This window comes from Streptomyces sp. MBT53 (assembly GCF_016654115.1).
In the GTDB taxonomy this organism is placed as follows: Bacteria; Actinomycetota; Actinomycetes; order Streptomycetales; family Streptomycetaceae; genus Streptomyces.
The window spans coordinates 1-26,173 of sequence record NZ_JAEQAZ010000034.1; the positions used below are offsets into that span (position 1 = coordinate 1).

22 protein-coding genes are annotated in these 26,173 nt (G+C 69.3%); 15 read left to right on the forward strand and 7 right to left on the reverse strand.

Annotated features, from left to right (window positions below; genetic code table 11):
- Positions 1-304 precede the first annotated feature (304 nt).
- Positions 305-907 (reverse strand): TetR/AcrR family transcriptional regulator, encoded by a 603-nt coding sequence (locus tag JHN45_RS14955; RefSeq protein ID WP_200712204.1) that lies wholly within the window; start codon positions 905-907, stop codon positions 305-307.
- A 106-nt stretch (positions 908-1,013) separates the two neighbouring features.
- Between JHN45_RS14955 and JHN45_RS14960 the strand changes: the two genes are divergently transcribed.
- The 4 genes from JHN45_RS14960 to JHN45_RS14975 are packed head-to-tail and all read left to right on the forward strand — an operon-like array spanning position 1,014 to position 6,720.
- Positions 1,014-2,630 (forward strand): carboxyl transferase domain-containing protein, encoded by a 1,617-nt coding sequence (locus tag JHN45_RS14960; protein WP_201049319.1) that lies wholly within the window; start codon positions 1,014-1,016, stop codon positions 2,628-2,630.
- Between the two features lie 32 nt (positions 2,631-2,662).
- The gene (locus tag JHN45_RS14965) at positions 2,663-4,606 is read left to right on the forward strand and encodes a biotin carboxylase N-terminal domain-containing protein (protein ID WP_201049374.1); all 1,944 of its coding nucleotides are present in this window, start codon (positions 2,663-2,665) and stop codon (positions 4,604-4,606) included.
- 8 nt (positions 4,607-4,614) lie between these two features.
- Positions 4,615-5,553, forward strand: a complete 939-nt coding sequence (locus tag JHN45_RS14970; protein ID WP_200712230.1) for a hydroxymethylglutaryl-CoA lyase — start codon at positions 4,615-4,617, stop codon at positions 5,551-5,553.
- 6 nt (positions 5,554-5,559) lie between these two features.
- Positions 5,560-6,720 (forward strand): acyl-CoA dehydrogenase family protein, encoded by a 1,161-nt coding sequence (locus JHN45_RS14975; protein ID WP_201049320.1) that lies wholly within the window; start codon positions 5,560-5,562, stop codon positions 6,718-6,720.
- 19 nt (positions 6,721-6,739) lie between these two features.
- Here JHN45_RS14975 and JHN45_RS14980 read toward each other — a convergent pair whose 3' ends face one another.
- Together JHN45_RS14980 and JHN45_RS14985 are read right to left on the reverse strand one after the other, a co-directional pair.
- Positions 6,740-7,375 carry a biliverdin-producing heme oxygenase gene (locus JHN45_RS14980; protein WP_201049321.1) on the reverse strand — a complete coding sequence of 212 codons (636 nt, stop codon included), beginning with the start codon at positions 7,373-7,375 and terminating at the stop codon, positions 6,740-6,742.
- On the reverse strand, positions 7,372-8,499 hold the full coding sequence (locus tag JHN45_RS14985) for a class 1 isoprenoid biosynthesis enzyme (protein WP_201049322.1): 1,128 nt from the start codon (positions 8,497-8,499) through the stop codon (positions 7,372-7,374). Before JHN45_RS14985 ends, JHN45_RS14980 begins: the two co-directional genes overlap by 4 nt.
- Before the next feature lie 257 nt (positions 8,500-8,756).
- On the opposite strand from JHN45_RS14985, the gene JHN45_RS14990 reads away from it, so the two are divergent.
- The 6 genes from JHN45_RS14990 to JHN45_RS15015 all read left to right on the forward strand — a co-directional run bounded on the left by JHN45_RS14990 (position 8,757) and on the right by JHN45_RS15015 (position 15,878).
- On the forward strand, positions 8,757-9,803 hold the full coding sequence (locus JHN45_RS14990; protein WP_201049323.1) for an ABC transporter substrate-binding protein: 1,047 nt from the start codon (positions 8,757-8,759) through the stop codon (positions 9,801-9,803).
- A gap of 129 nt (positions 9,804-9,932) precedes the next feature.
- Complete coding sequence (locus tag JHN45_RS14995; protein WP_201049324.1) at positions 9,933-10,754, forward strand: siderophore-interacting protein; 822 nt, start codon at positions 9,933-9,935, stop codon at positions 10,752-10,754.
- 124 nt (positions 10,755-10,878) lie between these two features.
- A complete protein-coding gene (desA, locus tag JHN45_RS15000; protein WP_201049325.1) occupies positions 10,879-12,321 on the forward strand; it encodes a lysine decarboxylase DesA in 1,443 nt (480 codons plus the stop codon).
- Complete coding sequence (locus JHN45_RS15005; protein WP_201049326.1) at positions 12,305-13,582, forward strand: lysine N(6)-hydroxylase/L-ornithine N(5)-oxygenase family protein; 1,278 nt, start codon at positions 12,305-12,307, stop codon at positions 13,580-13,582. Before desA ends, JHN45_RS15005 begins: the two co-directional genes overlap by 17 nt.
- The gene (locus JHN45_RS15010; protein ID WP_200712213.1) at positions 13,579-14,109 is read left to right on the forward strand and encodes a GNAT family N-acetyltransferase; all 531 of its coding nucleotides are present in this window, start codon (positions 13,579-13,581) and stop codon (positions 14,107-14,109) included. The genes JHN45_RS15005 and JHN45_RS15010 overlap by 4 nt, the downstream gene beginning before the upstream one ends.
- Positions 14,106-15,878, forward strand: coding sequence for an IucA/IucC family siderophore biosynthesis protein (locus JHN45_RS15015; RefSeq protein WP_201049327.1), 1,773 nt, complete (start codon positions 14,106-14,108; stop codon positions 15,876-15,878). Before JHN45_RS15010 ends, JHN45_RS15015 begins: the two co-directional genes overlap by 4 nt.
- A 67-nt stretch (positions 15,879-15,945) precedes the next feature.
- Here JHN45_RS15015 and JHN45_RS15020 read toward each other — a convergent pair whose 3' ends face one another.
- The gene (locus tag JHN45_RS15020) at positions 15,946-17,535 is read right to left on the reverse strand and encodes a beta-N-acetylhexosaminidase (RefSeq protein ID WP_201049375.1); all 1,590 of its coding nucleotides are present in this window, start codon (positions 17,533-17,535) and stop codon (positions 15,946-15,948) included.
- Between the two features lie 103 nt (positions 17,536-17,638).
- On the opposite strand from JHN45_RS15020, the gene JHN45_RS15025 reads away from it, so the two are divergent.
- A complete protein-coding gene (locus tag JHN45_RS15025) occupies positions 17,639-18,520 on the forward strand; it encodes a DUF4429 domain-containing protein (protein WP_201049328.1) in 882 nt (293 codons plus the stop codon).
- An 83-nt stretch (positions 18,521-18,603) separates the two neighbouring features.
- Here JHN45_RS15025 and JHN45_RS15030 read toward each other — a convergent pair whose 3' ends face one another.
- Positions 18,604-20,184 carry a metallophosphoesterase family protein gene (locus JHN45_RS15030; protein WP_200712216.1) on the reverse strand — a complete coding sequence of 527 codons (1,581 nt, stop codon included), beginning with the start codon at positions 20,182-20,184 and terminating at the stop codon, positions 18,604-18,606.
- A 165-nt stretch (positions 20,185-20,349) separates the two neighbouring features.
- Between JHN45_RS15030 and JHN45_RS15035 the strand changes: the two genes are divergently transcribed.
- Positions 20,350-20,607 carry a hypothetical protein gene (locus JHN45_RS15035; protein ID WP_019065776.1) on the forward strand — a complete coding sequence of 86 codons (258 nt, stop codon included), beginning with the start codon at positions 20,350-20,352 and terminating at the stop codon, positions 20,605-20,607.
- Between the two features lie 12 nt (positions 20,608-20,619).
- A complete protein-coding gene (gene glmS / locus JHN45_RS15040; RefSeq protein WP_200712217.1) occupies positions 20,620-22,437 on the forward strand; it encodes a glutamine--fructose-6-phosphate transaminase (isomerizing) in 1,818 nt (605 codons plus the stop codon).
- 118 nt (positions 22,438-22,555) lie between these two features.
- Here glmS and JHN45_RS15045 read toward each other — a convergent pair whose 3' ends face one another.
- The gene (locus JHN45_RS15045) at positions 22,556-23,128 is read right to left on the reverse strand and encodes a GPR1/FUN34/YaaH family transporter (RefSeq protein ID WP_200712218.1); all 573 of its coding nucleotides are present in this window, start codon (positions 23,126-23,128) and stop codon (positions 22,556-22,558) included.
- Positions 23,129-23,248: 120 nt separating this feature from the next.
- Positions 23,249-23,776, reverse strand: coding sequence for a universal stress protein (locus JHN45_RS15050; protein WP_019065779.1), 528 nt, complete (start codon positions 23,774-23,776; stop codon positions 23,249-23,251).
- 325 nt (positions 23,777-24,101) lie between these two features.
- On the opposite strand from JHN45_RS15050, the gene JHN45_RS15055 reads away from it, so the two are divergent.
- Both JHN45_RS15055 and JHN45_RS15060 read left to right on the forward strand, forming a co-directional pair.
- Complete coding sequence (locus tag JHN45_RS15055) at positions 24,102-24,422, forward strand: hypothetical protein (RefSeq protein ID WP_200712219.1); 321 nt, start codon at positions 24,102-24,104, stop codon at positions 24,420-24,422.
- Between the two features lie 377 nt (positions 24,423-24,799).
- Positions 24,800-26,062, forward strand: a complete 1,263-nt coding sequence (locus JHN45_RS15060) for a GlxA family transcriptional regulator (protein ID WP_201049329.1) — start codon at positions 24,800-24,802, stop codon at positions 26,060-26,062.
- Positions 26,063-26,173: the final 111 nt, after the last annotated feature.

The following is a 26,173-nucleotide window of genomic DNA, read 5'->3' on the forward strand; positions in this document are numbered from 1 at the left end:
CGGTAGGCCGAGAGGCCCCGACACGGGGCTCCGCCCCGGACCCCGGGGGCGGCTCGACCGCGCCCTCGTCGTCAGCCGCGCCTGCGTCCGACGACCGCACCCGGTCCGCGGCTTGCGGCCCGGCCTTTGCCCGGAGGGCTTCCGGTCTTCGGTCCTCGGTCGGGCGTTGGCTTCCGGTCTTCGGTCCACGGCCCTCGGCTGCCGGTTTTCGGCTTCGCGCCTCCAGCCTCCAGCCTTCGGCTTGCGGCTTGCGGCTTGCGGCTTCCGTCTCTCGCCTGGCGGTCCCGGCCCGGATCCGCGTCCGTCAGCCCGCCGAAGCCGCCGCCCCGAACGCCCCCCGGGCCATCCGGTGCAGCAGCTCCGCCGTCGCCCCCCTCCCGGGCAGCGAGCCGGGTCGGCCCAGGTGCGGGGTCGAGTTGAGCAGGCCGAACACCGAGTGGACCGCCGACCGCGCGCTGGGTTCGGCCAGGTCCGGGTACACGTCCCGGACCACCTCCACCCACAGCTCGACGTACTGCCGCTGCAGCTGCCGCACCAGCTTGCGGTCGCTGTCCCGGAGTCGGTCCAGTTCGCGGTCGTGGAGGGTGATCAGGGGGCGGTCGTCGAGGGCGAAGTCGATGTGGCCCTCGATGAGGGAGTCGAGGAGCGCCTCGGAGGAGGTCACGCCCTCCGCCTCGGCCAGCCGGCGCTTCGCGCCTGTCAGGAGCTGGCCGCTGATGCCGACCAGGAGTTCCGCGAGCATCGCGTCCTTGCCCGGGAAGTGGCGGTAGAGGCCGGGGCCGCTGATACCGACCGCGGCGCCTATCTCGTCGACCCCGACGCCGTGGAATCCCCGCTCGGCGAAGAGCCGCGCGGCCTCCTTGAGGATCTGCTCGCGGCGGGTGGGGGCGTCGGTTCTCGTGGTCATGAAAGCAATTCTAGACAGGGAGGTTAGCGGTCGTTAACCTGAAGGAAATGGTTAACGCTCATTAACAGCCGAGAGCGGTCGATCGCTGTGCGAGGGGACCCACAGAATGGAAGAGGCACCGGAGCTGACGAGCGCGGCGGACCCCGCGGCGGAGGCGTGGCGGGCCAACGAGGCGGCGCACCGCGCGCTGGGCGAGGAGCTGCGGCAGAAGCTCGCCGCGGTCCGGCTCGGCGGGGGTGAGCGGGCCCGGGACCGGCACACCGCGCGCGGCAAGCTGCTGCCCCGCGACCGCGTGGACACGCTGCTCGACCCCGGCTCGCCCTTCCTGGAGCTTGCGCCACTGGCCGCCGACGGGATGTACGACGGGGCCGCCCCGGCCGCCGGCGTCATCGCCGGGATCGGGCGGGTCAGCGGGCGCGAGTGCGTGATCGTCGCCAATGACGCCACGGTCAAGGGCGGGACCTACTACCCGATGACCGTGAAGAAGCATCTGCGCGCCCAGGAGATCGCCCTCGAGAACCGGCTTCCGTGCATCTATCTCGTCGACTCCGGGGGTGCCTTCCTGCCCATGCAGGACGAGGTGTTCCCGGACCGCGAGCACTTCGGGCGGATCTTCTACAACCAGGCCCGGATGTCGGGGGCGGGGATCCCGCAGATCGCCGCTGTGCTGGGGTCCTGTACCGCCGGGGGCGCCTATGTCCCGGCGATGAGCGACGAGGCCGTCATCGTCCGGAATCAGGGGACCATCTTCCTCGGCGGGCCTCCCCTGGTGAAGGCCGCCACCGGTGAGGTCGTCACCGCCGAGGAGCTGGGCGGCGGCGACGTGCACGCGCGTGTGTCGGGTGTCACCGACCACCTCGCGGAGGACGACGCGCACGCGCTGCGGATCGTGCGGAACATCGCGGCCACGCTCCCCGCGCGCGGGCCGCTGCCCTGGGAGGTCACCGAGGCGGTGGAGCCGAAGGTCGACCCCTACGGGATCTACGGCGCCGTCCCGGTCGACTCCCGTACCCCCTACGACGTACGGGAGATCATCGCGCGCGTGGTCGACGGCTCCCGTTTCTCGGAGTTCAAGGCCGAGTTCGGGCAGACCCTGGTCACCGGCTTCGCCCGGATCCACGGTCACCCGGTGGGCATCGTCGCCAACAACGGCATCCTGTTCTCCGAATCCGCCCAGAAGGGCGCCCACTTCATCGAACTGTGCGACCAGCGCGGCATCCCGCTCGTGTTCCTGCAGAACATCTCGGGGTTCATGGTCGGCAAGGACTACGAGGCGGGCGGCATCGCCAAGCACGGCGCCAAGATGGTCACCGCCGTCGCCTGCGCGCGCGTGCCGAAGCTGACGGTCGTGGTCGGCGGGTCGTACGGCGCGGGCAACTACTCGATGTGCGGCCGGGCGTACTCCCCCCGCTTCCTGTGGATGTGGCCCGGCGCCAAGATCTCCGTCATGGGCGGCGAGCAGGCCGCGTCGGTCCTCGCGACCGTGAAGCGCGACCAGTTGGAGGCGCGCGGCGAGTCCTGGCCCGCCGAGGACGAAGAGACCTTCAAGGACCCGATCCGGCAGCAGTACGAGCGTCAGGGCAACGCCTACTACGCGACCGCCCGCCTCTGGGACGACGGGGTCATCGACCCCCTGGAGACCCGCCAGGTGCTGGGTCTCGCTCTGACCGCCTGTGCCAACGCGCCCCTGGGAGACCCCCAGTTCGGCGTCTTCCGGATGTGATGAGGGTGCCCAAGATGCCCAAGACGGTCGACATGTTCGAGACGGTCCTGGTGGCCAACCGGGGCGAGATCGCGGTCCGCGTGATCCGCACCCTGCGCTCGCTCGGTGTGCGCTCGGTGGCCGTCTTCTCCGACGCCGACGCGGACGCCCGGCACGTCCGGGAGGCGGACACGGCGGTAGGGATCGGTCCCGCACCGGCGGCCGAGAGCTATCTGTCGGTGGAGCGGCTCCTGGAGGCGGCGGCCCGCACCGGTGCGCAGGCCGTGCACCCGGGGTACGGCTTCCTCGCCGAGAACGCGGCCTTCGCGCGCGCGTGCGCCGACGCCGGACTGGTCTTCATCGGTCCCCCGGCGGACGCGATCGCCCTCATGGGCGACAAGATCCGCGCCAAGGAGACGGTCGAAGCGGCCGGCGTCCCGGTCGTCCCCGGCGGCCGCGATCCCGAACTCGCCAAAGCAGCACACGAGTTGGGCGCGCCCGTCCTCCTCAAGCCATCCGCCGGCGGTGGCGGCAAGGGCATGCGCCTGGTCCGCGACCTCACCCTCCTGGACGACGAGATCGCCGCCGCCCGCCGCGAGGCCCGCGCCGCCTTCGGCGACGACACGCTGCTCGTCGAGCGGTGGGTGGACCGGCCCCGGCACATCGAGATCCAGATCCTGGCCGACGGCCACGGCAACGTCGTCCACCTCGGCGAGCGCGAGTGCTCCCTGCAGCGCAGGCACCAGAAGGTCGTCGAGGAGGCCCCGAGCGTGCTCCTGGACGAGGCCACGCGCGCGGCGATGGGCGAGGCAGCGGTCCAGGCGGCCCGCTCGTGCGGGTACGCGGGCGCGGGCACGGTGGAGTTCATCGTCCCCGGGAACGACCCGTCGTCGTACTACTTCATGGAGATGAACACCCGTCTCCAAGTGGAGCACCCGGTAACGGAGTTGGTGACCGGACTCGACCTGGTGGAGTGGCAGCTGCGGGTGGCGGCGGGCGAGCGGCTGCCCTTCGCGCAGGAGGACATCACGCTCACCGGGCACGCGGTGGAGGCACGGATCTGCGCTGAGGACCCTTCGCGCGGGTTCCTGCCGTCGGGCGGCACGGTGTTGAAACTGCACGAACCCTCCGGCGACGGCGTCCGCACCGACTCCGGGCTCTCCGAAGGCACCGAGGTCGGCAGCCTCTACGACCCGATGCTCTCCAAGGTCATCGCCTACGGCCCCGACCGCGCGACCGCGCTCCGGAAACTCCGGGCCGCCCTCGCGGACACGGTCACCCTGGGCGTGCCGACGAACGCCGGGTTCCTACGGCGGCTGCTGGCCCACCCGGCGGTCGTGGCGGGCGAGTTGGACACCGGGCTGGTCGAGCGCGAGGCGGACTCCCTGATCCCGGACTCGGTGCCCGAGGAGGTGTACGAGGCGGCAGCCGCCGTACGGCTGGATGCGCTGCGGCCGACGGGCGAGGGCTGGACCGATCCGTTCTCGGTGCCGAGCGGCTGGCGGCTGGGCGGTGCTCCGAAGCCGGTCGGTTTCCATCTGAAGGTCGCCGAGCCCGTGGAGTACGTCCCGCGCGGCGGCCACACCGTCACCGCCGACCAGGTCGCGGTCACCCTCGACGGGGTGCGGCACACCTTCCGGCGGGCCGGTGACTGGCTGGGCCGGGACGGGGACGCCTGGCAGGTGCGGGACCACGATCCGGTGGCAGCCTCGCTCAGCGGTGCCGACCGGTCCGGTGCCGGTTCACTGACCGCGCCGATGCCGGGGACGGTGACCGTGGTGAAGGTCGCCGTAGGAGATCAAGTGACCGCCGGGCAGAGCCTGTTGGTGGTCGAGGCGATGAAGATGGAGCACGTCGTCTCCGCGCCGCATGCCGGCACCGTCGCCGAACTCGACGTGACGCCGGGCGCGACGGTCGCCATGGACCAGGTGCTGGCGGTCGTCACACCTGTGGTCGTCACACCTGTGGTCGTCACAGCTGCGGAGGAGGACCAGTGACACTCCCGATGGTCGTACCGGCCCCCGATCTGCCCGCCCGGGTGCGCATCCACGAGGTGGGGGCCCGCGACGGACTCCAGAACGAGAAGTCGACCGTGCCGACGGAGGTCAAGGCCGAGTTCATCCGGCGGCTGGCCGACGCGGGGCTGACCACGATCGAGGCCACCAGCTTCGTCCACCCCAAGTGGGTGCCCCAACTGGCCGACGCCGAGCAGTTGTTCCCGCTGGTGCGGGATCTGCCGGGGGTGCACCTGCCCGTCCTCGTGCCGAACGGCCGCGGCCTGGATCGGGCCCTGGCCCTGGACGCGAACCGGGTCGCCGTGTTCGCCAGCGCCACCGAGTCCTTCGCCAAGGCCAATCTCAACCGCACGGTGGACGAGTCGCTGGCCGTGTTCGCTCCGGTCGTGGCCCGCGCCAAGGAGGAGGGCGCCCATGTGCGGGGCTATCTCTCCATGTGCTTCGGCGATCCCTGGGAGGGCGAGGTGCCCATCGCCCAAGTGGTGCGTGTCTGCCGGGCGTTGGTCGACATGGGCTGCGACGAGCTGAGCCTGGGCGACACGATCGGCGTGGCAACTCCCGGGCACGTCCTGGAACTTCTCGCCGCGCTCAACGAACAGCACGTCCCCACCGATGTGTTGGGCGTGCACTTCCACGACACCTACGGCCAGGCCCTCGCCAACACCCTGGCCGCCCTGCAGCACGGCGTCACCACCGTGGACGCCTCCGCGGGCGGCCTCGGCGGCTGTCCGTTCGCCAAGTCCGCCACCGGCAACCTCGCGACCGAGGACCTGGTGTGGATGCTCCAGGGTCTCGGCATCGACTCCGGAGTCGACCTCGGCCGTCTCACCGCCACCAGCGTGTGGATGGCCGAACAACTGGGCCGACCCAGCCCGTCCCGCACCGTCCGAGCACTCGGTAAAACGACACAGCCCCACAAGGAGCAGTGACCCACCATGGACCACCGTCTCTCCCCCGAGCTGGAAGAACTCCGCCGTACGGTCGAGGAGTTCGCGCACGACGTGGTGGCGCCGAAGATCGGCGACTTCTACGAGCGGCACGAGTTCCCGTACGAGATCGTCCGCGAGATGGGCCGCATGGGCCTGTTCGGGCTGCCGTTCCCCGAGGAGCACGGCGGGATGGGCGGCGACTATCTGGCCCTCGGCCTGGTGCTTGAGGAGCTGGCCCGGGTCGACTCCTCGGTCGCGATCACCCTGGAGGCGGGTGTCTCCCTCGGTGCGATGCCGATCCATCTCTTCGGCACCGACGCTCAGAAGGCCGAGTGGCTGCCCCGGCTCTGCTCCGGCGAGATCCTGGGCGCCTTCGGGCTGACCGAGCCGGACGGCGGCTCCGACGCGGGCGCGACGCGGACGACCGCGCGCCTGGACCCGGAGACCGATGAATGGGTGATCAATGGCTCGAAGTGCTTCATCACCAACTCCGGTACGGACATCACGGGTCTGGTGACGGTCACGGCGGTCACCGGTCGCAAGCCCGACGGCAAGCCGCTCATCTCCGCGATCATCGTGCCGTCCGGGACGCCCGGTTTCACGGTCGCGGCGCCGTACTCGAAGGTCGGCTGGAATGCCTCGGACACGCGTGAGCTGTCCTTCTCGGACGTACGGGTCCCGGCGGCGAACCTGCTGGGCCAACAGGGGCGCGGCTACGCCCAGTTCCTGCGCATCCTGGACGAGGGCCGGATCGCGATCGCGGCCCTTGCCACCGGTCTCGCGCAGGGCTGTGTCGACGAGTCGGTGAAGTACGCCAAGGAACGGCACGCGTTCGGGCGGCCGATCGGCGCCAACCAGGCCATCCAGTTCAAGATCGCCGACATGGAGATGAAGGCCCACACCGCCCGCCTCGCGTGGCGCGACGCGGCCTCCCGGCTGGTCGCCGGCGAGCCCTTCAAGAAGGAGGCGGCCCTCGCCAAGCTGTACTCCTCCACGATCGCCGTCGACAACGCCCGCGACGCCACCCAGGTGCACGGCGGCTACGGCTTCATGAACGAGTACCCGGTGGCCCGGATGTGGCGCGACTCCAAGATCCTGGAGATCGGCGAGGGCACCAGCGAGGTCCAGCGGATGCTGATCGCCCGCGAGTTGGGCCTCGCGGGCTGACCGCACCGCCGTACATGCCCTAAGCCACCTCACGGGCCGCGCTGTTGAGGCCTGCCGACAACTCCCCCGAGATCAGGGCGACATGCCGGTAGGCCCGTTCGGCTGCGGCCAACACCCTTTCCTGTACGGCGGGTTCGCCCAGTGCCCGGTCGAGGCGCTCGGCGAAGGCCGCCCAGCGGGCGCGGTCTCCGCTGCCGTAGTACGAGGTGCCGTTCCCGTCCGTGAGCCGGTAGGCCTCGGTGACGTACCGGAGCAGGAAGAGCGCGCCGAGGGTGGAGCCCTCCAACACATAGAGGAAGCCGAGGAGTTCGGTGGGTGCGGTGACGGCGGTGTGCCGTACCTCGACCGCGAACTCCTCGGCGGCCGGGCAGGGTCGAGGGGCGGTGCCCTGGGCCGCGAAGTGGCGCAGGTCGCGTTCGACGAGCGGGAGTTTGACCAGGTCCGGCGACCACACCGAGCCGACCGACGGGGACACCGCGCGGGCGAGTTCGGCTTCCAGCGCCGCCAACACCACGCGATAGGCGGCGAGTTGGCCGACGTAGCGGTCGAGCGGGAGGGTCCCGGCGAGCATCGCGGTGGCGAATCCGGTGCTCTCCAGGGCCTCGTGCCAGCTGCGGGTGCCGTTCCGCAGGCGCCTGCTCACCGTGTCCGTCATACGCCGCTCCGCTGCCGGACCGTTGCGAGCAGACGGTCGATGAGGTGGCCCTTGCGTTCGATCGTCACGTCGAAGTAGGCGGCACTGCGCTCGGAGCGGCACACCCCGTGGACGGCGTCCTTCGCGGCGCGCTTCAGGGCCACGGCCTCCTCGGCGAGCGCGAGCAGCGTGCGCTCCAGCTTGGGGTGTCCGAGAACGTACCGTTTGAATTCCGCTTCGGGCGGTGCGTCGTCGAGGAGTTCCAGGAGAACCCGGTTGCCGAGGCCGTCGAAGTCCTCGTGGGTGTTGGCGCCGCCGAGTTCCGGTACGAAGTCGGTCAGGTCGTTGAACAGCTGGCTGGCGAGCCCGAGTTGGCGCATCGCGCCGTCCAGGGCGAGCCGGTCGTCCTCGACCACCCGCAGTCCCGCGACCGCCGCGTCGAGCGGCATCCGGAACAGGGTGCCGGTCTTGAGGGCGGCCGTCTCCTCCCAGAAGCCGACCCGGACGGCGCGCGGCGCGGCCAGCAGCTCGGCGCGGGTGAGCGCCGTACGCGAGGACATGTCGACGGCCTGCCCGGTGAAGCCGTCGCCGACCGAGCGCACCAGGCTGTCCACGACGGCCGGGTCGGCCGTGTGGCGGAGCGCGGACATGATCAGCCAGGCGCCGGTGTTGAGGGCGAGGGGCACGCCGTGGGTGGTGTGCAGGGCGGGTTCGCCGTAGCGGACGTCGCTGCCGTCCTGGATGTCGTCGAGGGCGACGGCGGCCTTCAGCAGAATCCTTACGGCAACTGCCGTGCGGCGGATGACGGCCAGCTCGGCGGCCGGGTCGTCACCTGCGGCCGGGGTAACCCCGGCCGCCAACTCGCCGGGAAATCCACGGTAGTTGCGGTAGGCCCAGTAGACCATCGAGGGGCGCAGCGGGGCCCGGCCGCCGGGTGTCGCGGCGGTGGGGGGCAGTGCCTGCTGGCCGATCTTGGAGCCGACGGCGTCGGCGACGGGCTCGTACAGGGAACGTCTGAGTGCCGTGTCGTGGACGGCGGCCGCCGTCCGCGCCGGCGCGGTCAGTGAGCCGAGGAACTCGGCGAGGTCGTCCTCCAGCAGTGCCGCGTCACTGCGCACCACCGCTTCCACATCCGTCGTTTCCACCGTGGTAGCCACTCCACCTCCGAATATCACCGAACATCAGTGCGCAGGGCTCGCTACGAACGAGCATGATCACAACGGACCGATGGGACAAGGAGGTTGAAAGCCAAAGTGCGTGGGCGCCGCACCCACAGGCCCGGCACAGCACCGGCACGGGCCCGATCGGGCGGACACCCGCCCGCTGGACATCTAGTGAGGTTAGGCTAACCTACCTTCGAATTGTCCGGCGGGCACTCCGCCCTGTTCGAAAGCAGCCACACATGTCCAACGCCCGTGCCACCCACCTCTCCCGCCGCGGCATCCTCGCCGCGGGCGGCGCCCTCGGCCTCGGCGCCGTGCTCGCGGCCTGCGGCGACGACGACGCGAAAAGCGGTGGCTCGGTCAAGGAGACGACGGCCGCGAAGTCCGGTCCCTGGAGTTTCAAGGACGACCGCGGCACCACGGTGAAGCTCGACAGGATCCCCGCGAACATCGTCGCGTTCGTCGGCGTCGGCGCCGCGCTCCACGACTACGGCATCTCCGTCAAGGGCGTCTTCGGACCGACCGAACTGAAGAACGGCAAGCCCGACGTCCAGGCCGGCGACATGGACATCAGCAAGGTCACGATCCTCGGCAACACCTGGGGCCAGTTCAACATCGAGAAGTACGCGACCCTCGCCCCCGACGTCCTCCTCACCACCACGTTCGACGCCGCCGGGACCCTCTGGTACGTCCCGGAGGAGTCCAAGGACAAGATCGCCAAGCTGGCGCCGAGCGCCGCCGTCTCCGTGTTCGACCGCCAGATCACCACGCCGCTCCAGCGCATGTGGGAACTGGCCGAGTCGCTGGGCGCCGACATGACGGCCACGAAGGTCACCGACGCGAAGAAGCGTTTCGAGGAGGCCTCGGAGCGGCTGCGCAAGGCGGCCAAGGCGCGCCCCGAGATCAAGGTGCTGGCCGGTTCTGCGGCGGACACGGTGTTCTACGTCTCCGGGTCCAACCTCTCCGTCGACCTGGAGTACTACAAGGCGCTCGGCGTGAACTTCGTCGAGCCGTCCGCGTCCGCGCTCAAGGCGAGCGGTGGCTGGTACGAGAACCTCAGCTGGGAGAACGCGGACAAGTACCCGGCCGACATCATCATGATGGACGACCGGTCCGCGACGATTCAGCCCGCGGACATCACCGAGGCCACCTGGAAGGCGCTGCCTGCGGTCAAGGCGGGGCAGGTCATCTCGCGGTCGCCGGAGCCGATTCTGTCGTACGACAAGTGTGTGCCGATGGTGGAGAGTCTCGCCAAGGCGATCGAGAGTGCGAAGAAGGTCAGTTGATTTAGGGGTGGTTGAGCTTTCGTGGGGAGCTGCGGGCCGGTGGGGGCTGGGCGCGCCCACGCGGCGGAGCCGCACATTAGATGCGGCCCCGCGCCCCTTTAGGCCTCACGTTTCTTTTGAAGGAACCCCATGACCGTCCCGTTCCGCTTCTTCTCTCTCCATGTCTCGCGGACGGAGCGGCTCGGGCCGTCTCTCGTTCGGGTGACCTTTGCCGGGGACGACCTGGCGTGGTTCTTCTCCGACGGGTGTGATCAGTCCCTGTCGTTGTTCCTGCCGCATCCGGGTCAGTCGGAGCCCGCCGTGCCCTACGAACTCGGGGACGGGTGGTGGCAGGCCTGGCGTGAACTCCCGGACGACGTACGGGCGGTGATGCGGTCGTACACGCTTCGCGCGCTGCGTCGCGATCCCGACGAGATCGACATCGACTTCGTGCTGCACGAACCCGCCGGGCCCGCCTCCCGGTGGGCGTCGCGCGCCTCCGCCGGGGACCGGGTCGTGCTGCTCGGGCCGGGCGTCGCGGACAACCGGGCGATCCGGTTCCGGCCGCCGGAGGACGCCGATCTCGTGGTGCTCTGGGGCGACGAGACCGCCGTGCCGGCCGTGTCCGCCATCGTCGAGGCGTTGCCCGCGGACACGCGGGCGCGGGTCTGGCTCGAGGTCCGACATGCCGGTGATGTGCAGGACTTGGTGACCGCGGCCGATGCCGAAGTCACCTGGCTGGTGCGCGACGACCAGGGCTCCGAGGGGTCCCCCATGGCCCTCGGCGCCCTGCGCGCGGCCCAACTCCCTCCCACCGAGCGGCCGTACGTGTGGATCGCGGGCGAGTCCGGTCAAGTGAAGGCGCTGCGGCGGCACTTCGTGGGTGAGCGCGGGGTCGACCGGCGGCGGGTGACCTTCGTGGGGTACTGGCGGCAGGGGCTCAGCGAGGAGCAGTTGCGCGAAGCCGGGTGAGGCACGAGTGCACGAGTGCACGAGTGCACGAGTGACACCGGTCACGGGAGGGGTGAGCCTCGAAAGATCTAAGTTAGGTTAGCCTTACCTAAGTCCAAGCCCGTCCCCACCGGAGGACCCCCACATGCGCTCGCACCTGCTCAATGACACGACTGCGGAGCACTACCGCCGCTCCGTGACTCAAGGCGTGGAGCGGGTGGCGGCCAAACTCGCCACCACCGAACGGCCGTTCACCGGCGTCACGGTCGACGCCCTCTCCCCCCTCATCGACCGCATCGACCTCGACCGCCCGCTCCACGACACCGCCGCGGTGCTCGACGAGCTGGACGAGGTGTACCTGCGTGACGCGATCTACTTCCACCACCCCCGCTACCTCGCCCACCTCAACTGCCCCGTCGTCATCCCCGCGGTGCTCGGCGAGGCGGTGCTCTCCGCCGTCAACTCCTCCCTGGACACCTGGGACCAGTCGGCCGGCGGCACCCTCATCGAGCGCAAGCTGATCGACTGGACCAACGAGCGCATCGGCCTCGGGCCGCACGCGGACGGGGTGTTCACCTCCGGCGGCAGCCAGTCCAACCTCCAGGCGCTGCTGCTGGCCCGTGAGGAGGCGAAGACCGACACGCTCGCCAAACTGCGGATCTTCGCCTCCGAGGTCAGCCACTTCAGCGTGAAGAAGTCGGCGAAACTGCTGGGACTCGGGCAGGATTCGGTTGTCTCGATACCCGTCGGCGCCGACAAGCGGATGCAAACGGTCGCGCTCGCCCGGGAGTTGGAGCGCTGCAAGAACGCCGGGCTCGTGCCCATGGCCGTCGTCGCCACCGCCGGCACCACCGACTTCGGCTCCATCGACCCGCTGCCCGAAATCGCCGCGCTGTGCGAGCAGTTCGGGGTGTGGATGCACGTCGACGCGGCCTACGGCTGCGGGCTGCTCGCCTCGCTCAAGCACCGGAGCCGGATCGACGGCATCGAGCGCGCCGACTCGGTCACCGTGGACTACCACAAGTCCTTCTTCCAGCCGGTGAGTTCGTCCGCCCTGCTGGTCCGTGACGCCGACACCCTGCGCCACGCGACCTACCACGCGGACTACCTCAACCCGCGCCGCATGGTGCAGGAGCGCATCCCCAACCAGGTCGACAAGTCCCTGCAGACCACCCGCCGTTTCGACGCGCTCAAGCTGTGGATGACGCTGCGCGTGATGGGCGCCGACGGCATCGGCCAACTCTTCGACGAGGTCTGTGACTTGGCCGAGGAGGGGTGGAGGCTGCTCGCCGCCGACCCGCGCTTCGACGTCGTCGTGGAGCCCTCGCTCTCCACCCTCGTCTACCGCTATATCCCGGCCGCCGTCACCGACCCGGCCGAGATCGACCGCGCCAACCTGTATGCCCGCAAGGCCCTGTTCGCCTCCGGTGACGCGGTGGTCGCGGGCACCAAGGTCGCGGGCCGCCACTACCTGAAGTTCACCCTGCTCAACCCCGAGACGACGGCCGACGACATCGCCGCCGTCCTCGACCTGATCGCCGGCCATGCCGAGCAGTACCTGGGAGAGTCCCTTGACCGCGCTTCCTGAACCCGCCACCAAGACCTACGACTTCGTGGGCATCGGGCTCGGACCCTTCAACCTCGGCCTCGCCTGCCTCACCGAGCCCATCGCCGAACTCGACGGAATCTTCCTGGACTCGAAGCCCGACTTCGAGTGGCACGCCGGCATGTTCCTCGACGGCGCCCACCTCCAGACCCCGTTCATGTCCGACCTGGTCACCCTCGCCGACCCGACCTCGCCGTACTCCTTCCTCAACTACCTGAAGGAGAAGGGGCGTCTGTACCCCTTCTACATCCGCGAGAACTTCTATCCCCTGCGCGTCGAGTACGACGACTACTGCCGCTGGGCCGCCAACAGGCTCTCCAACGTGCGCTTCAGCACGACGGTGACGGAGGTGACGTACGAGGACGAGGTCTACGTCGTGCAGACCGAGGCCGGTGATGTCTTCCGCGCCCGGCACCTGGTCCTGGGCACCGGCACCCCGCCGTACCTCCCGGAGGCCGTGGCCGGTCTCGGCGGCGACTTCATCCACAACTCCCGCTATGTGCACCACAAGGCGGAGTTGCAGGCCAAGGAGTCGATCACGCTGGTCGGCAGCGGGCAGTCCGCCGCCGAGATCTACTACGACCTGCTCAGCGAAATCGACGTCCACGGCTACGAGTTGAACTGGGTCACGCGCTCGCCGCGCTTCTTCCCGCTGGAGTACACGAAACTCACGCTGGAGATGACCTCCCCGGAGTACATCGACTACTTCCACGCCCTGCCCGAGCACACCCGCTACCGCCTCACGGCTGAGCAGAAGGGCCTCTTCAAGGGCATCGACGGCGACCTCGTCAACGACATCTTCGACCTGCTGTACCAGAAGAAGGTCGGCGGGCCCGTCCCCACCCGGCTGCTCACCAACTCCTCCCTGAACGACGCCACTTACCGCGACGGCGTCTACGAACTCGCCCTGCGCCAGGAGGAACAGGAGAAGGACTACACCCTGCGCTCACAGGGCCTGATCCTCGCCACCGGCTACAAGTACGCCGAGCCGGAGTTCCTCAAGCCCGTGCACGAGCGGCTGCGTTACGACGCGCGGGGCAACTTCGACATCGCGCGCAACTACTCGATCGACACCACGGGCCGGGGCGTCTTCCTCCAGAACGCCGGCGTCCACGCGCACAGCATCACGTCCCCGGACCTGGGCATGGGCGCGTACCGCAACTCGTACATCATCCGTGAGCTGCTCGGCACCGAGTACTACCCGGTCGAACAGACCATCGCGTTCCAGGAGTTCGCCGTATGACCTTCGCCTTCCGCCCCCTCGACCCGCTGCGGGACGCCGAGTTGCTGCACCGGTGGGTCACCCATCCCAAGGCCGCGTACTGGATGATGCAGGACGCGAGACTGGAGGACGTCGAGCGCGCCTACATGGAGATCGCGGCCGACGAGCACCAGCAGGCGCTGCTCGGGCTCCAGGACGGGGTGCCCGTCTTCCTGATGGAGTACTACGACCCGCGGTACCGCGAACTGGTCGGCCTGTACGAGCCGTTGCCCGGAGATGTCGGGATGCACTTCCTGACACCGGCCACCGAGACTCCCGTCCACGGCTTCACCCGGGCGGTGATCACCGCTGTGATGGCCCGCCTCTTCGAGGATCCGGCCGTCGAGCGGGTCGTCGTGGAACCGGACGTGTCCAACACCGCCGTGCACGCCCTGAACGAGGCGGTCGGGTTCGTGCCCGAGCGTGAGATCCAGAAGCCGGAGAAAATGGCCTTGTTGAGCTTCTGCACCCGGGAACAGTTCCTGCACGCGACGGCGGTGACCGCATGAGTCTCGCCGACGCCGTCGCCCATCTCTCCCCCGAGCGCTGGGAGAAGGCCAACCGCCAGCTGATCCGCAAGGCCCTCGCCGAGTTCGCGCACGAGCGGCTCGTCACGCCGGAGGCCACTGCCGACGGCCGCTTCGAGGTCCGCAGCGACGACGGTCTGACCCGGTACGGGTTCAGTGCCGTCCGGCGCACCCTCGACCACTGGCAGGTGGACGCCGACTCCATCACGCGGCAGCGTGACGGCGCCGAACTCCCCCTCGCCGCGCTGGAGTTCTTCATCGAGCTGCAGAAGTCGCTGGGGCTGAGCGAGGCGATCCTGCCGGTCTACCTGGAGGAGATCTCCTCCACCCTCTCCGGCACCTGCTACAAGCTCACCAAGCCGCAGCTCCCGGTCGCCGAGTTGGTGCGGAGCGACTTCCAGGCCATCGAGACGGGGATGACCGAGGGCCACCCCTGCTTCGTCGCCAACAACGGGCGGCTCGGCTTCGGTGTCCACGAGTACCTCTCGTACGCCCCCGAGACCGCGAGCCCGGTCCGGCTGGTCTGGCTGGCCGCGCACCGTTCACGGGCGGCGTTCACGGCGGGTGTGGGCATCGAGTACGAGTCCTTCCTGCGGGACGAGCTGGGAAGTGTGACACTGAACCGTTTCCGCGACACACTTTCCGAGATGGGTGTCGACCCCGACGACTACCTCCTCATCCCCGTCCACCCCTGGCAGTGGTGGAACAAGCTCACCGTCACCTTCGCCGCCGAGGTCGCCCGCGGCCACCTCGTCTGCCTCGGCGAGGGCGACGACGAGTACCTCGCCCAGCAGTCCATCCGGACGTTCTTCAACAGGTCCGACCCCGAGAAGCACTACGTGAAGACGGCCCTGTCCGTCATCAACATGGGCTTCATGCGCGGACTTTCGGCCGCCTACATGGAGGCGACCCCGGCGATCAACGACTGGCTCGCCCAACTCATCGCCAACGACCCGGTGTTGAAGTCCACCGGCCTGTCGATCATCCGCGAGCGGGCCGCCGTCGGCTACCGGCACCTGGAGTACGAGGCGGCGACCGACCGCTACTCGCCGTACCGCAAAATGCTCGCCGCCCTGTGGCGCGAGAGCCCGGTCTCCTCGCTCCGGGACGGCGAGTCCCTGGCGACGATGGCCTCGCTGGTCCACCTCGACCACGAGGGCGCGTCCTTCGCCGGCGCGCTGATCGAGCACTCGGGACTGACCCCGGTGGAGTGGCTGCGGCGCTATCTGCGGGCGTACTTCACCCCGCTGCTGCACAGCTTCTACGCCTACGACCTGGTCTTCATGCCGCACGGCGAGAACGTGATCCTCGTCCTCAAGGACGGTGTGGTCCAGCGCGCGATCTACAAGGACATCGCCGAGGAGATCGCCGTCATGGACCCGGACGCGGTGCTGCCGCCGACGGTGGAGCGGCTGCGGGTCGAGGTCCCCGAGGACAAGAAGCTCCTGTCGATCTTCACCGACGTCTTCGACTGCTTCTTCCGCTTCCTCGCCTCCAACCTGGCCGCCGAGGGCGTCCTTGAGGAGGACGACTTCTGGCGTACGGTCGCGGAGGTCACCCGCGAGTACCAGGACTCGGCACCCGAACTCGCCGACAAGTTCCGGCAGTACGACATGTTCGCCCCGGAGTTCTCGCTGTCCTGCCTCAACCGGCTCCAGCTGCGCAACAACGAGCAGATGGTGGACCTGGCGGACCCCTCCGGCGCGCTCCAGCTCGTCGGCACCCTGAAGAACCCCATCGCCGGGTTCTGACCGCACAAGCAGGCGGGCACCCCGGGGTACGGTCCCCCGGGGTGCCCGTCCTCATGCCAGGAAACAACTACCGTGCGGGCCAAGGCACTTGGGGCGACCGGTAGTAGTCGATCCCGAGCGCGTCCCAGCGCGGGGCCTGTGCCGCGAGCCGGACCTTGTAGGTGTCCCAGTCGTGCGTCGACGCCGGCGACCAGCCCAGCTCGGCCACGCCCGGCAGCCGGGGGAAGGCCATGTACTGGATATGGGCGTCGGTCACGATGGTCTCCGTCCACAGCGGTGCCTCGACGCCCCGGATCGCCGAACTCGGCGCCCCGGGAAGGTAGTTGCCCGGATCCCAGTCGTAGGACCGTTTGACCTCGACCAGGCCCGCCCAGTCCTGGCCGAGCGGGGTGTCCTCGGTGTACTTCATGTCGAGGTAGACCCGGTCGGCGGGCGAGAGGATCAGTCCGGTGCCGTTCTTCGCGGCTTCGGCGACCTGGGCCTTCTCGGCGGCGTCGGTGTCGTCGAGACCCCAGTACTGGGCGAGGGCGCCCTTCACGGGGTGGGCGCCGGTGATCTGGTGCCAGGCGATCACCGTCTTGCCGTACTTGGTGACGATCGGCTGCACCCGGTCCATGAACTTGACGTAGTCCTCGTGGCTGGTGGACTGCGCCTCGTCGCCGCCGATGTGGAGATAGCGGCCCGGGGTGAGCGCGGCCAGTTCACGGATCACGTCGTCCACGAAGCTGTAGGTGACGTCCTTGCCGACGCACAGCGAGCTGAAGCCGACGTCCGTGCCCGTGTACAGCGGGGGTGCCACGCCGTTGCAGTTCAGGTCTGCGTAGGAGGCGAGGGCCGCGTTGGTGTGGCCCGGCATGTCGATCTCCGGGACGACCTCCAAATATCGCGAGGCGGCGTACCGGACGATCTCCTTGTAGTCGGCCTTCGTGTAGTAGCCGCCCGCGCCGCCGCCGACCTCGGTCGAGCCGCCGTAAGTGGCCAGCCGGGGCCAGGAGTTGACGGCGATGCGCCAGCCCTGGTCGTCGCTGAGGTGCAGATGCAGTTCGTTGATCTTGTAGAGCGCCAACTCGTCGATGTAGCGCTTGACTTGGGCGACCGTGAAGAAGTGCCGGGAGACGTCGAGCATCGCGCCGCGGTAGGCGTAGCGCGGGGAGTCCTCGATGGTGCCGCCCGCGATCCCCCAGGGTCCGCGCTGCACGGAGTTCTTCTCGACGGCGGCGGGGAGGAGTTGGCGCAGGGTCTGGACGCCGTGGAAGAGCCCGGCGGGCCTGCTCGCGGTGATGGTGACACCGGAGGTCCCGCTGACGAGCCGGTAGCCCTCGGCGCCGAACGTGCCCTTGGCGAGGCGGAGTTGGATACCGCCCTTGCCTCGCGAGGTGACCGGCAGCCGGTAGCCGGTGGACGGGCGCAGGATGCCCGCGAGGTACTCGCCGATCCGGCGCGACTCGCGTGACTCGCCGACGCGGATACGGGTGGTGCTCGTGATCCGGTACGGCTGTCCGCCGGGGGTGACGGACGCGGGCGCCGGGACCACCCGGCCCAGCGGGGTGACGGCGGCGGGCGGTGCGGAGGGTGCGGCGCCGACGACGGACACGCTCGCGGCGGCGACGAGCAGCAGCGAACCGAGGAGGCGGGTCGTTCTGTGGCGCTGTCTCACAAGGTGTCTCACAAGCGGTGCCTTCCTTGAAGCCGGAAGCCGGAAGCCGAAGCCGGACAGGTACAGACCATTCTGTCGCCAAGGCGATGGAACAATCCCTCCTATGGCGGAAATCATCCAGAAGGACGGCACCTGGATCTTCGACGGCGACGCCCTGCGGCTGACTCCCGGACGGGACAAGAACGTCGGCCTGTTCCGCAGGACGCTGGGCGAACTCGTCGTTCCCCTGGGCGCGTTGGCGGGCGTCTCGTTCGAGCAGGGCCGCAGGTCGGGGCGGCTGAGACTGCGGCTGCGCGACGGCGCCGACCCGCTGCTGCACGCCACCGGCGGCCGGCTCGCCGAGGGCGACGACCCCTATCAACTGACCGTGGAATCGGACCGGTACGGCGTCGCCGAGTACTTCGTGGACGAGGTGCGCAACGCCCTGCTGCTCGACGGGGTCCCGGCCGACCCCGTCGCCGAGTACCTGCTGCCGGGCCCGGCCGTGCCGCTCTCCGTCTCCGCCGGGGACGGCACCGCGAGCTTCGACGGCGAGCACGTACGGCTGGAGTGGAACTGGAAGACGGAGGACGCCAAGTCCGCGGCCGGTGCCCGCACCCTCGCCGTCACGGACCTCGTAGGCGTGGAGTGGCGGCCGTCGGCCGGTCTGGAGAACGGCTACATCCGCTTCGCGGTGCGCCACGCGCCGACCAAGGCACCGCCCAAGTACGACCCCAACTCAGTGGAGTTGTGGGGCTTCAAGAAGGACCCGCTGATGGCCCTGATCGCCGCGGCCGTCCAGGCCCGCCTCCCGCACCCGGCCGCCGCCGAGACGGACGTACGACTCGAACAGGCCGAGCCCGCCCGGGAGTTGACGGCCGCGGCGGAGGACGGCCACGACGCGCTGCTGCGGCGGCTGCGTGAACTCGGCGAGCTGCACCGGGACGGGGTGCTCACCGACGAGGAGTTCTCGATGGCCAAACAGGCGGTCCTCAAACGGATGTGACCATCCGGGACTTGAGGACCGCCTGCGGTGTCTACGCCCCGCCTTCCGGGCGTACGACGGAAGTCACTTGACAGTGACGGGAGTTACTTGGCCTTGCGGGCGACCGTGAAGCGGTCGATCTCGGCGCCGGTCTCGGCGATGCCGCGGACCGTCAGGGTGGCCGTACGGCCCTTGTGGGCGGGCTGGACGTCCACGCGCAGGAACGAGTAGTTGAGGTAGCGCACGCGCGACCAGGCGACCGTCTCGTTGACCTTGCCGTCCTTCGTGTTGATGAAGGCGGCCACGGAGTCGACGTCGGCGACGTGACCCTCGTAGGAGTCCGGGGCGGAGAACGCGTACAGGCTGCGGCCGGCCGCGCCCGCCGTCACGTAGACGACACCCTCGGTCTCCGGGTACGCCGTGCCGCCGATCGGCAGCTTCTTGACGACGGCGTTCTTCTTGATGACGTCGGTGCGCTCGTACTGGTGGTTGTGGCCGTTGATGACCAGGTCCACCGTGTACTTCTCGAACAGCGGCACCCACTCGTTGCGCACTCCCCCCTCCGAGGAGTGCGCGGTGGAGGTGCAGTACGCGCAGTGGTGGAAGAAGATCACCACGAAGTCGATGTCCCTGGACGCGCGGAACTTCTTGAGCTGCCCCTCCAGCCACGTGGTCTGGGTGCCGCCCGAGATGCCGAGGTTGGCCGGGATCTCGAAGGACACGTCGTTGGCGTCGAGCGAGATGACCGCCGTGTTGCCGTAGACGAAGGAGTAGACGCCCGGCAGGTTCGCCTTGTCGGGGCCGTTGTCCGGCAGGTTCCAGCGGGCGTCCTCGCCGCCGTAGCCGTTGGGCGAGTACCAGGCCTCCATGTCGTGGTTGCCGTAGGCGGGCATCCACGGCACGGACTTGGCGACCGACTCGGTCTGCGCGAGGAACTGGTCCCAGACGCGCGAGTCGAAGCCGGTGTCGGCGGTCTTGCCCGCGCCGGCCGGGTCGGCGTAGCAGATGTCGCCGGCGTGCAGGTGGAAGGCCGGGTTCTGGCCCAGCAGCAGGCTGTTGTTGGCCAGGCCGTGGTAGCCGACACCCTCGTCGCCGAAGGCCGTGAAGGTGAACGGCACGGCGCTGTCGGGGGCGGTCTTGAACGTGCCCAGCGTGCCGAGCAGGTGCGCCTCGGCCGGGTCGAAGCCCGCGTGGCCGACGCCGTAGTAGTACGTCTTGCCCGGACGCAGGTGCGTCAGCTTGGCGTGCAGGTAGTACTGGGTGTGGTCGCCGCTCGCGCCGACGCCCGCCGGGGTGTAGAGCGTGCGCACCTCGGCCTCGATCTTGCGGGAGAGGTCCCAGGGGTGCGCGCCGATCCGGACGAACGGCTTCTTGACGTTGGTCGGGACCTGCCAGGAGACCGTGACCTCGGTGCTCGGGTCGTTGCCGAACGCGAGGTGGCGACCGAACGGGGAGACGAGGGCCCCGTCGATCGACTCGCTGGAGGAGGTGGCGGCGTAGGTGGCGGAGGCCTGGCTGGGGACGGCCGCCTGGGCGACCGCGCCCGGGACGAACACGCCACCGGCGACGGCGCCGAGGGTCACGGCGCCGCCTCTGATCATCGTGCGCCGGGAGAATTTCGAGCGTAGGTACTCGTGCTGCTCAGCCATGCTCATGCGCTCGGCGAGCTCTTCGGGTACTCCCATACGAGGAATGTCCATGGCGTCTGAAACTCGTCCATATGAGCGACGTAACACAAGACACAGGATGGACAGCTTGCGAACAGAGTCCCATAAGACATTCAACAGACCGCTGCCCGATATCGGGCAGGATTCTTGCAAACCTTCCCCCGGTACCCCAGGATCAACCGGGTGCACGACGAACTCGTTGATCATCTGACGCGCTCCACGACCCTCAACCGGGGCGAGGCGCTGCGGGTGATCCAGGACGTGCTCGCGTACTTCGACGAGACGACAGAGGACTACGTCCGTCGCCGCCACCGCGAGCTCCAGGCCCAGGGCCTGGTCAACGCGACGATCTTCGACCGGATCGAGGCGGACCTGAAATACCGGGCGGTCGCACCGCCGGAGCTCACGCTCAGGCAGCTGCGCCGCATCGTCTACGGCTAGGAATACCTATATATGTGCGGAATCGTCGGATACATCGGCAAGCGTGACGTTGCTCCGCTTCTGCTGGAGGGCCTGCAGCGGCTGGAATACCGCGGCTACGACTCCGCGGGCATCGCCATCACGGCCCCCAAGACGGCCGGCCTGAAGGTGGTCAAGGCCAAGGGCCGGGTCCGTGACCTGGAGGCCAAGGTTCCGGCGCGCTTCAAGGGCACCACCGGCATCGCCCACACCCGCTGGGCCACGCACGGCGCCCCGTCCGACGTGAACGCGCACCCGCACCTGTCGGCCGACAGCAAGGTCGCCGTCGTCCACAACGGCATCATCGACAACGCCTCCGACCTCCGGAAGAAGCTCGAAGCCGACGGCGTCGAGTTCCTCTCCGAGACCGACACCGAGGTCCTCACCCACCTCATCGCCCGCTCCCAGGCGGAGACCCTGGAGGAGAAGGTCCGCCAGGCCCTCCGGGTGATCGAGGGGACGTACGGCATCGCCGTCCTGCACGCCGACTTCCCCGACCGCATCGTGGTGGCTCGAAACGGCTCCCCCGTGGTCCTCGGCATCGGCGAGAAGGAGATGTTCGTAGCCTCGGACATCGCCGCACTGGTGACCCACACGCGCCAGATAGTGACCCTCGACGACGGCGAGATGGCGACCCTCAAGGCCGACGACTTCCGGACATACACCACCGAGGGCACCCGCACCACGTCCGAGCCGACCACCGTCGAGTGGGAGGCCGCCTCCTACGACATGGGCGGCCACGACACCTACATGCACAAGGAGATCTTCGAACAGGCCGACGCCGTGGACCGCGTACTGCGCGGCCGCATCGACGACCGCTTCTCCACCGTGCACCTCGGCGGCCTCAACCTCGACGCCCGCGAGGCCCGGCAGATCCGCCGCGTCAAGATCCTCGGCTGCGGCACCTCGTACCACGCGGGCATGATCGGCGCCCAGATGATCGAGGAGCTGGCCCGCATCCCCGCGGACGCCGAGCCGGCTTCGGAGTTCCGCTACCGCAACGCGGTCGTGGACCCCGACACCCTCTACATCGCGGTCTCCCAGTCCGGCGAGACCTACGATGTCCTCGCCGCCGTACAGGAGTTGAAGCGCAAGGGCGCCCGCGTCCTCGGCGTGGTGAACGTCGTCGGCTCGGCGATCGCGCGCGAGGCGGACGGCGGCATGTACGTGCACGCGGGCCCCGAGGTCTGTGTCGTCTCGACCAAGTGCTTCACCAACACCACAGTGGCGTTCGCCCTGTTGGCGCTCCACCTCGGCCGCACCCGGGACCTCTCGGTCCGCGACGGCAAGCGCATCATCGAGGGCCTGCGCAAGCTGCCGGCCCAGATCTCCGAGATCCTCGACCGCGAGGACGAGATCAAGAAGCTGGCCGCCGAGTACGCCGAGGCCCGCTCGATGCTGTTCATCGGCCGAGTCCGCGGCTACCCGGTGGCCCGCGAGGCCTCGCTGAAGCTCAAGGAGGTCTCGTACATCCACGCCGAGGCCTACCCCGCCTCGGAGTTGAAGCACGGCCCCCTCGCCCTGATCGAGCCCGCCCTCCCCACGGTCGCGATCGTCCCCGACGACGACCTCCTGGAGAAGAACCGCGCCGCCCTGGAGGAGATCAAGGCCCGCAGCGGCCGCATCCTCGCGGTGGCCCACCAGCACCAGGAAAAGGCCGACCAGACGATCGTCGTCCCGAAGAACGAGGACGAGTTGGACCCGATCCTGATGGGCATCCCGCTCCAACTCCTCGCGTACCACACGGCGTTGGCGCTGGGCCGGGACATCGACAAGCCGAGGAACCTCGCGAAGTCGGTCACGGTCGAGTAGAGGTTCTTAGGGGCGCGGGGAACTGCGCGAGCAACCCCCACCGGCCTGCAGAGGCCACTCAACGCAAAGGCCCCCCACGTGTTGCCTCACACACGTGGGGGGGCCTTTCTGCCGCCGGTCAACTGGTAGCCGTCACGCCCCGACCAGCCGCCCGCCGCGGAAGAACCGTCGGCCAGTGAGCCAACGCAGCCGTCGCCGAATACCAGGCAACAGCCCCCGCAGCGACACCGAACCACCCGCCGACCTTGCTCAGCCCGTCGTTGCCGGCGAACTGCGCGATGGCAAGCAGCACAAGGGAGACGAAGAACAACCCGTATGTCCCCTGGGTGAGTTGATCCCCACCCGCGAGGGTCACGGAGAGAGCGACCAGGGCGAAGAGCAGCAGGAACAACCCCGCCGCGTTGTCCGACACGGAGTTGCCCGCGCTGACGGCCCAGGTGAACCAGAGTGCGCCGAAGGCCGCGAATGCGGTCCCCGTGGCCGAGTCACCGTCGCGGAACGCGAACAGTCCCGCGACGAAGAGCGCAACTCCGCCTACGTAGTGAGCGAGTGACACGGCGTCAGCCGCCGACACTCCGTTGATGACATCCGTGTACCCGAGCCCGAAGGCCAACAGGGTGATTCCCAGGGCGAGTCGGCCGACGACAGAGGTGGTGCTTCCCGTGCTTCCCGCGGAGACGTCATTGTCCACGGCGGGCTCCCTTCATGCATGTGCGGTTGTGCGGTGTGACCGATATATGCCCTTCACAAGGACACAAACACCTCTGCACAGCACTGAATTCGGAGCCGACCGGCGAGTTGGACCTACGAGTTACGGGATGACGACGACCGGCCGCTGCGCCCGCTTCGCGAGCCGCCCCGCGACGGAGCCGAAGATGCGTCCGACGATGCCATGGGTCGAGCCCACGACGATCGCGTCCGCCTCGTACTCCCGTCCCACCTCTTCGAGCTCGTGGCAGATGTCGCCACCGCGCTCGACGAGGATCCAGGGCACTTCGGCGAGGTACTCGGCGCACGCCAGCTCGAGCCCCAGCACCTCGGTGCGGTGATCCGGCACATCGACGAAGACCGGTGGCTCGCAGCCCGCCCACACCGTGGTGGGCAGCCGGTTCGCGACATGCACGATGACCAGGCCCGAGCCCGAACGATGGGCCATGCCGATGGCGTACGCGAGGGCACGCTCACTGGACGTGGAGCCGTCGAAACCGACGACGACGCCGTGCTTGAAGGCGGGATCGCAGGAATGACGTGGCTGTTCCGCCGCCAGGGGCTCGGCCGCCGTGGGATCGGCGACGGGCCGCTTGCGGTCCGCGGGTTCGAAAGATTCGTGACCGGCCATGGATGTCTCGGCTTTTTGATCCTCTTGGGAGGGGACAACAGTGTGCGGCGGAGCTGTGTCCGGAGCTGTGTCCGGGAATCATCTTCCCAACCCCATACCCCCAAGGGTACGGCGCCAGTCCTCCTTAGCCCATATCCCGCACACGCTCCGGCGGAGTTCCCCGGAGCATGCACGAGGGGGCGCCCGTAACGCAATGGTTGCTGCCCCGTACAGGCGGTTTGCACAGGATTCACTTATCCCCGCGTCCACCCGTGGGCTGCCCTACAGTGACCGACGCATCGAACAAGCGTTGAACCCGGCGAACCGCCGCCCCAGGGAGCACGCCATGTCCGGACACCGTACGACCTCCGAGGCACACCCCGGCCCGGACACCGCCACCGATGTGGTCCGCTGGGCGGTCTTCAGCTGTGTCCTCGTCCCCCTGGTCCTCCTCTGGTACGGCACCTCGCTCGCCGGCGCCGCCGGCACGGCCCTCGGTCTCGCGGCCGTCACCGCCGCCTGCCGGGTACTGCTGCGCCGCTCCGAACGGGGCACCGCCCGGCTGCTGGACGAGGAGGAGTCCCCGCACCGCGGCCACCGTCACCGGGCGGCTGCGGGGGCGCACCGGGGCGGTCGGCACGCGGGAGGAAACGCACCGGTCGACTGACCGGTTTCCGCGCACGCGCCCGACGCTTTTCAGCCAACTTCCGGCCACCGTGCATCTGTTGTCCGAACCACCCCCCAACCCCCGTTCCACCTGCACCGAAAGGGTCTGGGAGGGCCTGCGCACCCTACGGGGATTGGCCACTACGGGGAGGCGCACTTCCCTGCACGGCCCACGAGTGCAACGCTTCGTGATCGAATGCTTTACGCCAAGTTGCCATGTCGACAATGTGCCGGTTGCCGAACTGGTCACCCCGGCACCACTGGACACAGTAGATTCGATCTTGACGTCTTACGGCGGGGGACTCGTGCAGGACCGAGGGGAAACGTGCAGGAGCGACACAACCGAGGAGCCGCGACCACCGAGGGGGGCTTAGCAGTATGAGCCACGACTCCACTGCCGCGCCGGAAGCCGCGGCCCGGAAGCTTTCCGGGCGACGCCGCAAGGAGATCGTCGCGGTGCTGCTGTTCAGCGGCGGCCCCATCTTCGAGAGTTCCATACCGCTGTCGGTGTTCGGAATCGACCGGCAGGACGCCGGAGTTCCGCGCTACCGCCTGCTTGTGTGCGGCGGAGAAGACGGCCCCCTGCGCACCACCGGCGGGCTGGAACTCACTACACCGCACGGCCTGGAGGCGATCTCGCGGGCGGGCACCGTCGTCGTGCCTGCCTGGCGGTCGATCACCGCGCCACCGCCGGAGGAAGCACTCGACGCACTGCGCCGGGCGCACGAAGAAGGGGCCCGCATAGTCGGCCTGTGCACCGGCGCCTTCGTGCTGGCTGCGGCGGGCCTGCTGGACGGCCGTCCCGCGACCACCCACTGGATGTACGCGCCGACGCTGGCCAAGCGCTATCCGTCGGTGCACGTGGATCCACGGGAACTCTTCGTCGACGACGGAGACGTGCTGACGTCCGCCGGTACGGCGGCCGGAATCGATCTCTGTCTCCACATCGTGCGGACGGACCACGGCAACGAGGCGGCCGGCGCGCTCGCCCGGCGCCTGGTGGTCCCCCCGCGCCGAAGCGGCGGTCAGGAGCGCTACCTCGATCGGTCTTTACCAGAGGAGATCGGCGCCGACCCGCTCGCGGAGGTCGTCGCCTGGGCGCTGGAGCACCTCCACGAACAGTTCGACGTGGAGACGCTGGCGGCACGCGCGTACATGAGCAGGCGTACGTTCGACCGCCGCTTCCGCTCGCTCACCGGGAGCGCTCCCCTGCAGTGGCTGATCACGCAGCGGGTGCTCCAGGCGCAGCGCCTGCTGGAGACGTCGGACTACTCGGTGGACGAGGTCGCGGGCCGTTGCGGCTTCCGTTCGCCGGTGGCGCTGCGCGGTCATTTCCGCCGCCAGCTGGGCTCGTCGCCCGCCGCCTACCGGGCCGCGTACCGCGCCCGCAGGCCTCAGGGCGACAAGCAGCTGGACGGCGACGGCGCCCCGGGCCAGCCCGGCGGTCCGTCGTCCCTGGGCCCGACGGGCCTGCCGCCCTCGCTCCACCCGGAGGGCCCGGTCCCGATGCAGACCCGTCGTACGGCGGCGAGCGCGCTGTCCGCGGCGGCCTCCTCCGCTGCGGCGGCGGAGAACGGCCGTGAGGCGTACGCCACGAGTCGTACGGCGGCGAGCCTGCCCGGCCAGCGCAGCGCGACGTAGCACCAGAGCACGCCCTCGGGGGTCTCCGTCAGGAGATCTCCGGGGGCTTTCGCGCGCCCCCCGCACCACAAGGTCACCGCACGGTTGGCTCAGCTGAGCGACGCGCACCTT

Bases quoted from the DNA above. Each gene is read 5' to 3' on its own strand.
- JHN45_RS15010 (WP_200712213.1), top strand. From the start codon at position 13,579: ATGACCTTCGCCTTCCGCCCCCTCGACCCGCTGCGGGACGCCGAGTTG.
- JHN45_RS14990 (WP_201049323.1), top strand. From the start codon at position 8,757: ATGTCCAACGCCCGTGCCACCCACCTCTCCCGCCGCGGCATCCTCGCC.
- JHN45_RS15030 (WP_200712216.1), bottom strand. From the start codon at position 20,184: ATGGGAGTACCCGAAGAGCTCGCCGAGCGCATGAGCATGGCTGAGCAG.
- JHN45_RS14955 (WP_200712204.1), bottom strand. From the start codon at position 907: ATGACCACGAGAACCGACGCCCCCACCCGCCGCGAGCAGATCCTCAAG.
- JHN45_RS14980 (WP_201049321.1), bottom strand. From the start codon at position 7,375: ATGACGGACACGGTGAGCAGGCGCCTGCGGAACGGCACCCGCAGCTGG.
- JHN45_RS14965 (WP_201049374.1), top strand. From the start codon at position 2,663: ATGTTCGAGACGGTCCTGGTGGCCAACCGGGGCGAGATCGCGGTCCGC.
- JHN45_RS14970 (WP_200712230.1), top strand. From the start codon at position 4,615: ATGGTCGTACCGGCCCCCGATCTGCCCGCCCGGGTGCGCATCCACGAG.
- JHN45_RS14960 (WP_201049319.1), top strand. From the start codon at position 1,014: ATGGAAGAGGCACCGGAGCTGACGAGCGCGGCGGACCCCGCGGCGGAG.
- JHN45_RS15055 (WP_200712219.1), top strand. From the start codon at position 24,102: ATGTCCGGACACCGTACGACCTCCGAGGCACACCCCGGCCCGGACACC.
- glmS (WP_200712217.1), top strand. From the start codon at position 20,620: ATGTGCGGAATCGTCGGATACATCGGCAAGCGTGACGTTGCTCCGCTT.
- desA (WP_201049325.1), top strand. From the start codon at position 10,879: ATGCGCTCGCACCTGCTCAATGACACGACTGCGGAGCACTACCGCCGC.
- JHN45_RS15060 (WP_201049329.1), top strand. From the start codon at position 24,800: ATGAGCCACGACTCCACTGCCGCGCCGGAAGCCGCGGCCCGGAAGCTT.
- JHN45_RS15025 (WP_201049328.1), top strand. From the start codon at position 17,639: ATGGCGGAAATCATCCAGAAGGACGGCACCTGGATCTTCGACGGCGAC.
- JHN45_RS14995 (WP_201049324.1), top strand. From the start codon at position 9,933: ATGACCGTCCCGTTCCGCTTCTTCTCTCTCCATGTCTCGCGGACGGAG.
- JHN45_RS14975 (WP_201049320.1), top strand. From the start codon at position 5,560: ATGGACCACCGTCTCTCCCCCGAGCTGGAAGAACTCCGCCGTACGGTC.
- JHN45_RS15050 (WP_019065779.1), bottom strand. From the start codon at position 23,776: ATGGCCGGTCACGAATCTTTCGAACCCGCGGACCGCAAGCGGCCCGTC.
- JHN45_RS15015 (WP_201049327.1), top strand. From the start codon at position 14,106: ATGAGTCTCGCCGACGCCGTCGCCCATCTCTCCCCCGAGCGCTGGGAG.